Below are 13,644 nucleotides of genomic sequence, written 5' to 3'. Positions count from 1 at the left end.
GTCGGCAGACCGCCCCGGTAGAGACTATTAGTCCATGTTCATCCGAACCGCGGGACAGCCGCAACGCCGCCTCGCAGGCGACCACCGGGGCGAGCGTGTGTCGTTGCCATGCAGTAAAAGAGGCGGGGCGCACGCACCACGTCCGCCGCGGCCCGGCCGGTTGACACTGTGACGAACACCATTATCTACTAGTCACTAGAAACAGACCGAGGAGCGCGGCATGAACAAGGACGATCTGATCCTGATCAGCGTGGATGATCACATCGCCGAGCCGGCCGACATGTTCGACGCCCACGTCCCCGTTAAGTACAAGGACCGCGCCCCGCGGGTGGTCCTCGAACCCGATGGCATCCAGCAGTGGTACTACGGCGAGGTCCGCGGGCGAAACATGGGTCTGAACGCCGTGGCCGGCAAGCCGCGCGAGATGTACAACATCGACGCCTCGCGCTACGACGAGATGCGGCCGGGCTGTTTCAACGTCGACGAGCGGGTCCGCGACATGAATGCCGGCGGCCAGCTGGCGGGGCTGAACTTTCCGAACTTCACCGGCTTCTCCGGCCAGGTCCTCAACCAGGGGCCCGACCGCGAGGCCAACCTGGTGATGATCAAGGCCTACAACGACTGGCACGTCGACGAATGGTGCGGGGCGTATCCGGGCCGGTTCATCCCCTGCGGCATCCTGCCGCTGTTCGACGTGGCCGAGGCGGCAAAAGAAGTCAAACGCTTGGCCGACAAGGGTTGTCACGCGGTGACGTTCTCAGAGAATCCGGAAGCGTTGCAGATGCCCAGCATTCACACCAAGTACTGGTATCCGCTTTTCGAGGCCGCGTGTGAGAACAAGACGGTGCTGTGCACGCACGTCGGCTCCGCCTCGCGCTCTCCGCAGGTGTCGACGGACGCACCGCCCAGCGTGCAGATGACGGCGTCGTCGATGATGAGCATGTTCACCTTCACCGAACTGATCTGGGCCGAATTCTGGGCGGACTTCCCGCAATTGAAGTTCTCACTCACCGAGGGCGACGTCGGCTGGATACCGTACTTTCTCTGGCGCGCCGAGCACGTGTACAACCGTCACTCGGGGTGGACCCTGGCGACGTTCCCGCCCGGCTACAGTGGTCCCACCGATGTGTTCAAGCGGCACTTCTACACCTGCTTCATCAGCGACAAGGTCGGCGTACACAACATGGATTGGTTCAACGAGGACATGCTGTGCTGGGAATCCGACTTCCCGCACTCCGACAGCAACTGGCCGTTCGCGCCGGAGGACGTCATCGCCACCATGGGCCACCTCGACGACCGGGTCATCAACAAGATCACCCATGAAAACGCCATGGCCGCGTACTCATTCGACCCGTTCCGGCACATCCCGAAGGACCAGGCGCGGGCCGGCCGCCTGCGCGCGCAGGCCACCGATGTCGACGTGGTGACCCACGTAGGCCGCCACGCCAGCCAGCGCGACCGGGACGCGTGGACCCGGATGACGCAGTTCGCCCTGCAGGCCGGGGCCGCCGCGCCCGTGACGGCGGAGGTGGCCGGGATCGCCGGGCGCGCCACCACCCTGGGTAACTGAACGTGACAGGTGCGGCGCCGTTCGCGGATTGGCGCGTGCTGGAATTGTGCAACGGTCTGGCGGTGTCCTACTGCGGCAAGATGTTCGCCGACGCCGGGGCCGAGGTGGTGAAAATCGAATCCCCGCAGGGCGATTCGCTGCGCGCCTGGTCGGCGGCGGGCGGGCCACCGGGGGCGCTGTTCGGATATCTGGCCGCGGGCAAGAAGTCGGTGATCAACCGCGGCCAGGCAGAGGTCGCGTCGCTGCTGGCCGGCGCCGACCTCGTGCTCACCGATCTGACCGACGGATGGACGCTCGACGGCATCACCGCGCACACCGCCGCGTCGGCCGTGGTGGTGGCCGTGACACCGTTCGGCACCACCGGCCCCTACGCCGAAAACCAGGTCGCGGCCAACGAATTCATCCTGCAGGCACTGTGCGGATCGATCGCCGGGCGGGGCTGGCCGGACGACGAACCGGTGCAAGCCGGCGGGCGGCTCGGGGAATGGCTGGCGGGCACGTTCGCCGCAGCGGCCGCCGCGGCCACGGCGCGGCACGCCGCCCGAAGCGGCCGCGGCCAGGTCATCGACGTCTCGACGTACGAGGCCATGGTGATCGCCATGGGCGGCCTGTCGGCGATGTCGGCGAGCGTGCTGGGCGCCGATTCGCTGCTACACGAACGCAGTTTGGAACTGCCGTCGATCGTTCCCACCGCCGACGGCATGGTCGGCTTTTGCACCATCACCGCGCAGCAGTTCCAAGATTTCCTGGTGATGATCGACCGCGCCGATCTCGTCGGCGACGCCGAGCTGGCGTCCTTTGCCGGACGGGTCGCGCGCCGCGACGAGTTCCTGGACATGGTCACCGCCTGGACCAGAAGCCGCACCACCCAGGAGATCGTCGACGTCGCCGTGGCCTTCCGGATCCCGGTCGCCCCCATAGCGTCTCCCGAGATGCTGCCCAAACTGGACCATTTCGTCGAACGCGGCGTGTTCGTCGAATCGCGGGACGGGGTGCTGGCGCCGCGGGTGCCGTATCGCAGCGAGGCGATGGCGATCAGGCCGCCCAGGCAGCCCCCGGCGCTCGGCGCCGACAACGCACGGCTGCACTGGCGGCCGAGACTCGAGCGACCCCGCACCGACGACGCCGATGCGCTTCCGCTGTCCGACGTGCGGATCACGGATTTCACCGCGTTCTGGGCCGGCCCGGTCGCCACGCAACTGCTCGGCGCCCTGGGCGCCGACGTGATCAAGGTCGAGGGCGTCCGGCGGCCCGACGGCATGCGGTTCTCCGCGGGCCGCCCGCCCGACTGGGATCAATGGTGGGAGTGGGGCCCGGTCTTCTTGTGCAGCAACAACAACAAGCGCGGGGTCAGCATCGATCTGGGCACCGATGCCGGGCGATCCGTCGCGCTGGAACTCATCGCCGCCAGCGATCTGGTCATCGAGAACTTCTCGCCGCGGGTGATGGCGAACTTCGGCCTGGAATGGGACGCGGTCCGCGCCGCCAACCCACACGCCATCATGGTGCGGATGCCCGCCTTCGGCCTCGATGGCCCGTGGCGCGATCGCGTCGGCTTCGCGCAGACGATGGAGCAGGCGACCGGCATGGCGTGGATGACCGGCCACGCCGACGGTCCGCCCGTGATTCCGCGCGGAGTGTGCGACCCGATCGCCGGCCTGCACGCCGCCTTCGCCGCCGTGGCCGCACTGGCGATCCGCGACCGCGAGGGTGCCGGCATGCAGGTCGAATCGACCATGGTCGAGGCGGCGCTCAACGTGGCCGCCGAAATGCTGGTCGAGTACTCGCGCAACGGAATCGCCCTGCGGCGCAATGGGAACCGCGGCCCCGGCGCGACCCCCCAGGGCGTGTACCGCTGCCGCGGCGACGACGAATGGGTCGCGCTCGCCGCGCTGGACGCCGCCGCCCGGGTGTCGCTGGCCGGTTTGCTCGACCAGCCTGACATGGACGAAACCGCGTGGGACGAACGGGCCGACGACATCGACAAATTGATCTGCGCCTGGGCCGCGACGCGCTCTGTGACCGAAGCGGTCGCCGCGCTGCGCGCCGCCGGCGTGGCCGCCGCGCGCGTCACCCCCGCCGCGGCGCTGCTGACCGACCCGCACCTGCACGCACGCGGCTTCTGGGAGACGGTCGACCATCCCGTCGCCGGCTCTTTCCTATGCACCGGAATGCCTTTCGCGTTCCTCGACCGGCCGAGGCGCTGGATCCGGCGGGTGCCACCGCTCTACGGTCAGCACACGAAGGAGGTACTCACCGACATTCTCGGGCACAGCGAAGCGGACCTGGCCGACCTGCGGCGCTCGGGCACCATCAGCGACCGGCCGGCGGGCCTGTGACATGGCGGTCAGCCTGTGCGTGCCGCCCCGCGCCGGGGAGCTGTGCGCGCCGGTGCGCTTCCTGGTGCGCCGGGATTCCGTGGTGATGGAGCTGACCGCCCGCCACCGCATCACCAGTGTGGAATGGGACGAGGTCGAACACGCGGTGGCGATGGTCGTCGAGATCACCGACCCGCAGACGGCGCGACCGGTGGACGTGCGGATCGATGTCGTGGAAGTGGCCGGCACCGATCACAGCCCCGCGCCCGGCACCATCATCGGCACCATCACCCGCGACGGGAGACGATACGAGGTCAGGGGCACCTACCTGGGTGTCGTCGCGGACGAAAACTGAACGGCGGTAACGGGAATGGAACATCGGTGAGCGCGACGAAGCGCACCGCGGCGATTGTCGGGGTGCACAACACCCGGCAGGGGCGGCGGCTGGACGGCGAAACGTCGCGGGGCCTGGCGATCAAGGCGATCCTCGGCGCGCTCGACGACGCCGGCCTGACCCTCGACGACGTCGACGGCATCAGCGCGAGCCCGCAGTCGACCTCGTTGATCTACGACCTGCGGATCGGCCCGGCCTGGCAGGGCCTGGCGTTCGGGGTCGGCATGATCACCGAGGCGGTCACCGCGATCGAGCACGGCATGGCCGACGTGGTGGTGCTGGTCGCGGCGCAGGCCGGCGAATACCGCGACCACGAGGCCACCGCGCCGTGGACCCGGCCCGAGAACGAATTCGTCGCGCCCTGGGGCATGTTCACAACAGCCGAATTCGCGCTCATCGCCCGTCGTCACATGCACGTCTACGGCACCACGCGCGAACAACTTTCGATGGTCGCGGCGACCATCCGCAACAACGGGTCGCGCAACCCCGAGGCCGTCTACTACCAACGCGGGCCGTTCGCGCCGGACGACATCACCGCGTCGCGCCCCATCGCCGACCCGTTCCATCTCCTGGACTGCGCGACCACCTCCGAGGGCGGGTGCGCGCTCGTCGTGGCCAACCTCAACGCCATCGACGTCAAGAGCCAACCCATCTACATTTTGGGCAGCGGCGCGGACTTTCACGGTCCGTCCTACCAACACCCGCCGGCGTACGACCTAGCCGGCCGGCGCGGCGATCACGTGAACGGTGTTGTGGGCCGGCGCGCGGCCGAGTGCGCGTTCAGCCACGCCGGGCTGCGCCGCGATGACGTCGACGTGCTGGAACTGTACGACCCGTTCTCCTTCGAAATCATCCGCCAACTCGAGGCATTCGGCTTCTGCGGCGACGGCGAAGGCGGACCGTTCGTCGCCGATGGCCACATCGCCATCGACGGCAGCCATCCGATCACCACCGACGGGGGGACCATGTCGTTCAGCCACGCGGGCGCCAACCCGCAGATGATGCAACGCGCGATCCGAGCGGTCGAGCAGTTGCGCGGCCAGGCCGGTGATCTTCAAGTCCCCGATGCTCATATCGCGTTGTGCAGCAACGGGGGAGCGGGGGCCCTGTTCACGACGGTGCTGATTCTGGGAGACGAACCACGGTGACCTCTGATCCATTGCGACCCCAAACCGGACCCGTCCCGCACGCGAGCAGCCATGTCAGCACGCCCTTCTGGGAGGGCTGCCGGTCACAGCAACTGCGCTATCAGCGGTGCGCGGCGTGCGGGCTGGCCAATTTCCCCCCGACCGAGCATTGCCGCCAATGCCTTTCGGACGACGTCGACTGGCGCCAAGGCAGCGGGCGCGGCGAGATCTACAGCTGGACGGTCGTTTATCGGCCGGTGACAGCGGAGTTCGAACCGCCGTACGCGCCGGCGATCGTCACGCTCGACGAGGGCTATCAGATGCTGACCAACATCGTCGGTGTGCCGCCGGAGGACATCGAGGTCGGCCTGCGCGTGCGGGTGCAATTCCACGACGCCGGCCCCGACGTGACACTTCCCTACTTCACCGCCGAAGGGACCGACAGTTCGTGAGTCCCCGCACCAGCAACGGACTTCCGGTCACCGCCTACCTGGTCCTGGGCGTGCTGGCGGCCAACGACGAGCAACTCACCGCCGGCGAGATCAAGATGCGCGCCGAATTGTCGGTCGGCCACTTCTACTGGTCCCCGTCGGTCAGCCACGTGCGGCGCGAACTTGCCCGGCTGCTGGCGCGGGGAATGGTCAGCGAGACCGGCGCCCAATCCGGCAAGCGCGCCATCACCCTGTACGAGACCACCGAGGCCGGGCTCGACGCGATGCGCCGTTGGGTGCAGCATTTCCCCGGGCAGGACCAGGTGGTGATCAAGCACCCCGTCATCCTCAAAACGTGGCTGGCCCGCGGCGAGGATCCCGAACACGTCCTGGACACCCTGGATCGCCATCTCGACGCGACCCGGGCCCGGCTCGACGAGGCGCTGTGGTCGCGGCAGCGTTCCCACGAGCTCGGCATCACCGAGGATCCGGAACAGCGGTACTCCTTCGCGGTTCTGGATTACGCGATCCGGGGTCTGTACGCGGAGATCTCCAACATCTCCCAGTTGCGCGACGAGATCGCCGCCGGCACCAGCCGAGATCCGGTCAAACGGGTGCGACGGTCGAAGGGGCAGATCCGCCGCCGGGTACCGCGGAACCCGGGCTAACGGTATAGGCCGTGCCGCGGGATTCGCGCTCCCACAACACTTCTCCCTCTCCGATCGCGGTGCCCTGGGCGATCAACTGGCGCTTGAGCACCTTGTGGGTAGCGGTGCTGGGCAGGTCGGTCGCGACGCGCACATAGCGTGGCCGCGCCTTGGGGGACAGGTCGGGCTGGGCGTCGAGGAACGCTTCGAATTCGTCGGGTGCCAGCGTGTGGCCGTCGTTGAGCACGACGGCCGCCATCACTTGATCGCCGACATGACCGTCCGCGACGGCGTAGACCGCGACCCGGTTGATCGCGCTGTGGCGCAACAGGATCCGTTCGATGGGCGCGGCGGCCAGGTTCTCGCCGTCGACCCGCATCCAGTCGGCGGTGCGGCCGGCCAGGTAGATCCAGCCGTCGGAGTCGCGGTAGGCCAGGTCTCCGGACCAGTACATGCCGTGGCGCATGCGCTCGGCGTTGGCGTCCGGGTCGTTGTAGTAGCCGGTGAAGAAACCCGAGCCGGCCGTGTTCACCAGCTCGCCCACCGCTTCGTCGGCGTTGACGAGTGCCCCGTCGGCGTCGAACCGGGCGATGGCGCATTCGGTGACGGTATCGCTGTGGTAGATGGCCACCCCGTCGGCGCCCCGCCCGATGGAGCCCTTGGGCGTGCCGGGTTCGCGGATCACGATGACGGCGTTCTCGGTCGACCCGAAGCCGTCCTCGACCTGCACACCGAACCGGCGCGCGAACTCCTCGATGTCCTTGTCGTTGGCCTCGTTGCCGAACGCCACCCGCAGCGGATTGTCGGCGTCGTCGTCGCGTTCGGCCGTGGCCAGGATGTAGGCCAGCGGCTTGCCGACGTAGTTCATGTAGGTGGCGCCGTGGCGGCGGATGTCGTCGAGGAAGTTGCTCGCCGAGAATTTCGCCGGCACGATCGCGGCGCCCGAGCACACCGCCGGCGCCCATCCCGCGACCACCGCGTTGGAATGAAACAGCGGCATCGACACGTAACAGGTGTCCCGGTCGGTGAGGGTGAATCGCTCGGCCAGGCTGAGCCCGGCGACCGTGGCCATGAAGTGAGATACCTGCACCGCCTTGGGATTTCCGCTCGTTCCCGACGTGAAGATCATCATGAAGGCGTCCATCGCGGTGACCTGCCGATGCGGCGTCAGCTCGCCGGCGGAGTCGATGAGCTCGGCCCACTGCGGCGTCGAGGTGTCGAGGACGCGCGTGTCCGCCAGCTCCAGGCCGTCCAGGAGCGGGCGGTGCTCGGCGTCGGTCACCACGAACTGGCAGTCCGCGCGGCGGATGTCGGCGGCCAGCGCCTCGCCGCGGCGGGTGGTGTTCAGGCCGCACAGCACGTAGCCACCGAGCCCGGCCGCCGCCATCTGGCTCAGCATCTCGGGGGTGTTTCCCAGCAGGGCGCCGACGTGCACCGGCCGGGACGGATCGGCGGCGGCCAGCAAGGCCGCGGCCCGCGCCGTCGAGCCCTCCAGATACTGACGCCAACTCCATTGCGCATCACCGTATTTCACCGCGATCGATGAATCGGATAGGCGCTTGCGCAGCAGCGCTTGAATCGTGTCGTCAGCCATCGGTCCGATTCACCCTCACTCTGCCTGCCCTACGAGACGAGACGGTCCGTCTTATAGTAGCGGCCGGCGGCGGTCGGCGTGCCGCCTATCCACCCACCATCATCAGGCCGCCGTCCACCGCCAGGAGTTGCCCCGTGATGAAGCCCGAGCCGGGGCCGGCCAGAAACACCAGCATTGGCCCGAGGTCGCGGGTGGGGTCCCCCAGCGTCCCTCCCAGGGGGATCATCATCTTCATCTGCTGGTCGATCAGGGCGGCGGCGTCGGGGCCGAGGAAGCCGCGCAGCCGGTCGGCACCCGGCGTCTGCACGGCGGGAGCCAGGGCGTTGACGGTGACGTTGTCGGCGGCCCAGGCCTTGGCGGCCGACCGCGTCCACGCCTGCACCGCGCCCTTGGTCGCGGCGTAGACGGCCGAGATCGGGCTGCCCATAACGGCTTCCGACGAGCCGAAGTTGATGATCCGTCCCCCCTTGGGGTCCTGGTCCCTCATCACGGCGTAGGCGGCCTGGTTGGTGAGGATGGTTGCCTTCACGTTGGTGTCCAGCAGGAACGAGATGTCGTCGGCGCCGATATAGCCGGGGATGCCCGCCTGCCAGAGCCCCGCGGCGTTCACCAGCACGTCGAGCCCGCCCAGGTGGTGCGCCGCGTCCGTGACCGTCGCCGAGACGCCGTCGGGATCACGCGCGTCGCACTGAAACCACTTGGCGGCGAAGCCTTCCGGCGGCGGCGTCCGGTGATAGGTCGCGGCCACCTCGGCGCCCGCCTCGATCAGGACCCCCACCGCGGCGGCGCCGATGCCGGTGGCGGCGCCGGTCACCAGGATCCGCCGGCCCTGCAGGACATGTTCCATGCCCGCGAGCGTAACGCCACGGCGAAATCCCGCTCGGATCCCGCCGCGGCGTCACGACCGCGAAGCAGAAGGCGTTACGCGCGCACCGCGACCGTCGACAGCAGATCGGCCAGGCGGTCCGGCTGGTCGACCATGGAGAACGTCCGCGCCCCGGCGATCACCTCGAGGCGGGCGTTGGGGATGGTCGCCGCCAGCCGGGCGCCGTCCTCCTGCTCGAAGAACACGTCGTCTGCCGACCACGCGACAAGCGTCGGCTTGTCGAAGTCATACAGCCTGGCCGCCACCGTCGTCGTCACCTCGGGGCGCATGGAAAGGGTGAACTGGCGCAGGTCCTCGGCGACCGCCGGCAGCGACAGCGCCAGGCGCACCCACAGCTCGGTGAGGTCGTCGATGTTGCGGTGCGCCAGGCCGTCGAACGCGCGCTTGCGCACCGTGGGCACCCGCATGGCCTGGGCGACGGCCCGGAACGTCGTCTTCGACTTGGCCGCCAGGATCACCGGTTTGAGGATCGGCGGTGGAAAGTGTTCGAACGCATCGCAACTCGTGAGCACCAGCGCACCCAGCCGCTCGCGGTGGTGCACGGCCACCAACTGGGTGACGACGCCGCCGGTGTCGTTGCCGACCAGCACCACGTCCTCGAGGTTGAGCGCGGCGAGCGCCTCGGCGACCATGGCCGCCACGCCGGTGATGGTGCGATCGGCGCCGCGGCGCAGCGGCTCGGGGTGCGCCCCCAGCGGCCAGGTCGGGGCGATGCACCGCAATCCGCGGGCGGCCAGCCGTTCGCTGACCTGGCGCCACAGTTGGCCGCCCATCATGTAACCGTGCACGAAGACCACGGGCCTGCCGTTTTCGGGTCCGGTTGCTTCGTAATGGATGGTTCCGGCACTAATGTCGATCGTCGACATATGAGGACTCCTACGTCAGAGATACACTTACAAACAGGCTGTCTGTTCGTAAGTTACCAACAGGTTGTATGGAAAGCAAGAGACGCACCCAGGAGGAGCGCTCCGCGGCCACCCGCGAGGCGCTGATCGCGGCTGCCCGCAAACTCTGGGGCCTGCGGGGATACGCCGACGTGGGAACGCCCGAAATCGCCTCGGCCGCCGGGGTCACCCGCGGCGCGATGTATCACCAATTCGCCGACAAGGCGGCGCTGTTCCGTGAGGTCGTCGAGGTGGTCGAGCAGGATGTGATGGCGCGGATGGCCGTGGTGGTCGCCGAGTCGGGGGCGGCGACGCCGACGGCCGCGGTCCGGGGCGCGGTCGACGCCTGGCTCGAGGTGTCCGCCGATCCCGAAGTGCGGCAACTGATCCTGCTGGACGCGCCGAGCGTGCTCGGCTGGGCGGCATTCCGCGACGTCGCACAGCGGTACAGCCTGGGCATGACCGAGCAGATGCTCACCGAGGCGATCCGGGCCGGCGAGTTGGCCGAGCAGCCGGTGCGGCCGCTGGCGCACGTGCTCATCGGCGCGCTCGACGAGGCCGCGATGGTCATCGCCACCGCCGATGACCCGGACCGCACGCGCGACGAGACCCGGGAAGTGCTGCACCGGCTCATCGACGGGATGTTCGACGCGCGCTGACGAGGCGGTCAGTCACCGCGCACGTGCGCGACGCCAGCGATGACGCCCTGGATGAGCCGGTCGAGGTGCTCGGGGTCGTCGACGGCGGGCTGGCCCGCGACGAAGGTCAGCATGATCCCGTTGATGAACGCCAGGGTGGCGATCGCCTGGTCGTCGACCAATGCCGGATCCGGCGCGCTGCCCTCGTGGTGCCACTGGGTGACGACGTCGCGGGCCAGGGCGTAGAGCCGGTCCGCCGACTCACTAAGGGCCGCGGCCAGTTCCGGGTCCCGGCCGGCCAGCAGCGCCAGCTCGTAGCGGGCCTTGGCGCGGGTGAGCCAGGGTTCGCTGTTGACGTACATGACGATGCGGGCCAGGCCGGCGGTGCCGGTGAACTGGGAGGCGTGATCCTCGGCCAGTTCGGCCATCATCGAAAAGTCGGCGACGTCGAGCTCGGCCAGCCGGGTGGCGATGGCGTGCACCAGCGCCTTGCGGGTCCGGAAGTAAAACGATGTGGTGCCGGCCGGCACGCCCGCGCGGTCGTCGACTTTCGGGTGACTGACCCCGTGCACCCCATTGCTGCCCAGCAATTCGATCGCGGCGTCGGCGAGTTGGCGGCGCCGCTCCGGCGCGTTGTGCTTTCTGCGTGCAGCGATGCGCCCCAGTTTATCGGCGCCGACCTAGCCCGCGCTTTAGAACTGACCGCAGTTCGGCGTGGTGGGCTCCCCGTTGAAGCGGGCGGCGATCCATTGCATCGCCGGTTCGCCGTCGACCAGCATCGGCAGCGCGTGGTTGATGACGAGCTTATTGAGGAACGGCGGCTCTTCGTTGGTGCGGAACTCGACGTCGGCGTCCTGGGCACACCAGTCGCGCCCGAGCTGGTTGGCCGCGGTCCACGGCACCAGCGGGTCGTAGCGATTGCTGTCGATCATCACCGGCGCGTTCGGTTTGAAGCGGCCGAGCCGTTGCGCCTCGAACAGGCTGTTGAACGGCTCCTCGTTCACCAGCTGATTGATGTCCTCGGTGAAGTAGGGCTGTATGTGACGAAACATGAAGTCCAGCAACGTCTGTCCGACGCATTGGCGTGACACCGATTCCAGCATCGCCAACCCGCGCGGCGTCATCTTGGAGCGAATGATGTCGGCGAACTCGGGATAGGCGGCCATGACGCTGTTGAGCGCGTACCCGACGACGCCGACCAGCGCGCTGCCGTCGGCGTAGGGCAACAGCTCCTTGAGGTCGGCGGGTGGCGCCCCGGCGTAGGTGCCCACGATGTGAAGGTCGGGGGCGTATTGCGAGGCGAGCTCGGCCGCCGATGCCGTCGCGCCGCCACCCTGCGAATAGCCCCAAAACGCCACGGGCCCACGCGGATCCAGCGACGTGCCCGGCAGCCGCATGGCGGCGCGGGCGGCATCGAGCACCGCCTGACCCTCGGCCACCCGCCCCACATACGTGTGCATCGGCGCGGTGCCCAGGCCCTCGTAGTCGGTCATCACAATGGCGAACCCACGCGCGACCATGGTGGCGACGAACAGTTCCTCGTAGTTGAACATGATGTCCCAGCCACCCGAATAGTGAATGCCCTGGTTGAACATTCGCGACGGCGCACACTGATTGCCCTGCCCCTGGGTACCCGGCGCGTAACTGATCAACGGGCGCGGCCCGGCGCCCGGCCAGTCGTTGTAGGGCTCGAAGTAGGTGCCCGTCACCGCGATCGGGTTGCCCCGGGTGTCGGTGCTGCGGTACATGATTCGCGTGCCGGTCGCCATGATCGCACCCAGCTGGCCGGAGGGCTCCAGCACCAGCCGCGACGGTTCGGTGCGGATCAGGTCGCCCGGTTGGCCGGGCGGCAGCGGATCCGGCGCGGCATAAAAGTCCGCGTACTGCGGCTCGTCCCCGCCGTCGGCGCGCGCAATTCCGGCGCCCACCAGAGCCGAAGCAATTATCAGCAGTACTGTGAAAACTCCCCCGGCCCGATGCATTACGGAACGGTAACAATGGACCGCCCGCCAGCGGAAGAGCAATCTCTAATTTTTTAGAGATCTCGCGGTTAACGGAATTCCGGCCGCCTCTTCCGCCCAGGGGCTCGGCTCACCGGAGCGCGGCTTCTGCGCGAGCGCCGACTGGGGGAGCCGCGCGAGACGTCGAAGACGTTGTCGGCCAACGAGTCCGCGCCCGGCGCCGAGCGGTAGCCGCCGTCAGGGTGTCTTGAGGAACACGTCGTTGAGGGTGACGGTGCGCAGGTTGCGGTCGCGGATGATGTCGACGAGCTGCGGATAGACGTGCGTCACCGGCAGGTGATTGAGGTGCCCGATCACGATGGCCTGCGGCGTGAAGTACTGGTCGGCCATCTGCACGATGTAGTCCTCGGTGATCAACGTCGAATCCGACAGCGAACCCGACCACAAGGTGGGCACCTTGTAACCGAGGTCGGCGGCCACGGCATCCACGGCGGCGTTGCGCTTGGCGTAGGGCGGGCGCCAATAGGGTTTCGCGCCGATGCCGTACGTCTTCTTCAAGAACGTGTCGTTTCGGGTGAGCTGTTCGGCGACTTGCTCTTTGGTCAGTGTGGTCAGGTCCGGGTGTGACCAGGTGTGGTTGCCGAGTTGGATCTGCCCGCTGTCGACCAACGGCCGGAGCAGCTCGGAGTTTTCGGTCCACGAGTCGTAGATCCCGTTCACGAAGTACGTCAGCCGCACGCCGGTGTCCCTGGCGAACTGCGTGTAGGCACGGACCACTTCGCTGTTCACGCCGTCGTCGACGGTCAGCGCGAGCAGGTCGCCTTCGCCCGGGAGCTTCATCAATGCGCCGCCGCCGGGCAGGGGGATGCGGGCGCTGAGCGGCGGGGGCGGCAGCAGGGCCTGCGGGGCGGTCGGGCCCGAAGTCGGTATGTCGACGCCGGGCGTCTGGGCGAACGTGCGCGGCTGCGGGTCGACGATGAGCCGCGCCGTCCCGACGCCGGCAACCACCGACGCGGCGAGCGATCCAAGAAACTGGCGGCGGTTCATGGCTGCGAAGGGGCGACGTCGATCAAAAGGGATGGGCGCAGAAAAGGAGAATTTGGCCCGGTCATTCGGAAACGGATGGCGGCGCGTTGCGTACCGGGCGGGTCCCCGCAGGGACCGCCGTTCGCGCAAAACACCGAGGCCACAGCA

Annotated in this window: 13 protein-coding genes; 7 read left to right on the top strand and 6 right to left on the bottom strand. The window is 68.3% G+C overall.

Annotated features, from left to right (window positions below; genetic code table 11):
* Window positions 1-220 precede the first annotated feature (220 nt).
* From K883_RS08505 to K883_RS08480, 6 genes are read left to right on the top strand one after another with little or no spacing between them, the layout of a single operon-like run.
* Window positions 221-1,570, top strand: a complete 1,350-nt coding sequence (locus K883_RS08505) for an amidohydrolase family protein (RefSeq protein ID WP_020823950.1) — start codon at window positions 221-223, stop codon at window positions 1,568-1,570.
* Window positions 1,571-1,572: 2 nt separating this feature from the next.
* Window positions 1,573-3,909, top strand: coding sequence for a CaiB/BaiF CoA-transferase family protein (locus K883_RS08500; RefSeq protein ID WP_036454209.1), 2,337 nt, complete (start codon window positions 1,573-1,575; stop codon window positions 3,907-3,909).
* A gap of 1 nt (window position 3,910) precedes the next feature.
* Entirely contained in the window at window positions 3,911-4,243 is a 333-nt protein-coding gene (locus K883_RS08495) for a hypothetical protein (RefSeq protein ID WP_020823948.1), read from the top strand.
* Window positions 4,244-4,269: 26 nt separating this feature from the next.
* Window positions 4,270-5,430 (top strand): thiolase family protein, encoded by a 1,161-nt coding sequence (locus tag K883_RS08490; protein WP_020823947.1) that lies wholly within the window; start codon window positions 4,270-4,272, stop codon window positions 5,428-5,430.
* Window positions 5,427-5,861 (top strand): Zn-ribbon domain-containing OB-fold protein, encoded by a 435-nt coding sequence (locus K883_RS08485; RefSeq protein ID WP_036454208.1) that lies wholly within the window; start codon window positions 5,427-5,429, stop codon window positions 5,859-5,861. The genes K883_RS08490 and K883_RS08485 overlap by 4 nt, the downstream gene beginning before the upstream one ends.
* Entirely contained in the window at window positions 5,858-6,508 is a 651-nt protein-coding gene (locus tag K883_RS08480; protein WP_036454206.1) for a MarR family transcriptional regulator, read from the top strand. Before K883_RS08485 ends, K883_RS08480 begins: the two co-directional genes overlap by 4 nt.
* Here the strand turns inward: K883_RS08480 and fadD1 are convergent.
* The 3 genes from fadD1 to K883_RS08465 form a co-directional block, all read right to left on the bottom strand.
* Window positions 6,447-8,081 (bottom strand): fatty-acid--CoA ligase FadD1, encoded by a 1,635-nt coding sequence (fadD1, locus tag K883_RS08475; protein ID WP_020823945.1) that lies wholly within the window; start codon window positions 8,079-8,081, stop codon window positions 6,447-6,449. The two genes, K883_RS08480 and fadD1, sit on opposite strands and share 62 nt — an antisense overlap.
* 85 nt (window positions 8,082-8,166) lie before the next feature.
* Window positions 8,167-8,928 (bottom strand): SDR family NAD(P)-dependent oxidoreductase, encoded by a 762-nt coding sequence (locus K883_RS08470; protein WP_020823944.1) that lies wholly within the window; start codon window positions 8,926-8,928, stop codon window positions 8,167-8,169.
* Between the two features lie 74 nt (window positions 8,929-9,002).
* The gene (locus tag K883_RS08465) at window positions 9,003-9,833 is read right to left on the bottom strand and encodes an alpha/beta fold hydrolase (protein ID WP_020823943.1); all 831 of its coding nucleotides are present in this window, start codon (window positions 9,831-9,833) and stop codon (window positions 9,003-9,005) included.
* Window positions 9,834-9,901: 68 nt separating this feature from the next.
* Between K883_RS08465 and K883_RS08460 the strand changes: the two genes are divergently transcribed.
* Complete coding sequence (locus K883_RS08460) at window positions 9,902-10,510, top strand: TetR/AcrR family transcriptional regulator (protein ID WP_008262373.1); 609 nt, start codon at window positions 9,902-9,904, stop codon at window positions 10,508-10,510.
* 8 nt (window positions 10,511-10,518) lie between these two features.
* Here K883_RS08460 and K883_RS08455 read toward each other — a convergent pair whose 3' ends face one another.
* The 3 genes from K883_RS08455 to K883_RS08445 form a co-directional block, all read right to left on the bottom strand.
* A complete protein-coding gene (locus tag K883_RS08455; RefSeq protein WP_255358943.1) occupies window positions 10,519-11,154 on the bottom strand; it encodes a TetR/AcrR family transcriptional regulator in 636 nt (211 codons plus the stop codon).
* Window positions 11,155-11,181: 27 nt separating this feature from the next.
* Window positions 11,182-12,471: a lipase family protein gene (locus tag K883_RS08450; RefSeq protein WP_179945052.1), complete on the bottom strand. Its 1,290-nt coding sequence runs from the start codon at window positions 12,469-12,471 to the stop codon at window positions 11,182-11,184.
* A 216-nt stretch (window positions 12,472-12,687) separates the two neighbouring features.
* Complete coding sequence (locus K883_RS08445; RefSeq protein ID WP_008262367.1) at window positions 12,688-13,497, bottom strand: polysaccharide deacetylase family protein; 810 nt, start codon at window positions 13,495-13,497, stop codon at window positions 12,688-12,690.
* Window positions 13,498-13,644 lie beyond the last annotated feature (147 nt).

This window comes from Mycobacterium sp. TKK-01-0059 (genome assembly GCF_000709305.1).
GTDB classification, from domain to species: domain Bacteria; phylum Actinomycetota; class Actinomycetes; order Mycobacteriales; family Mycobacteriaceae; genus Mycobacterium; species Mycobacterium intracellulare.
Note: the sequence above shows the minus strand (reverse complement) of the source record. Positions and strands in the feature narration are given on the sequence as shown.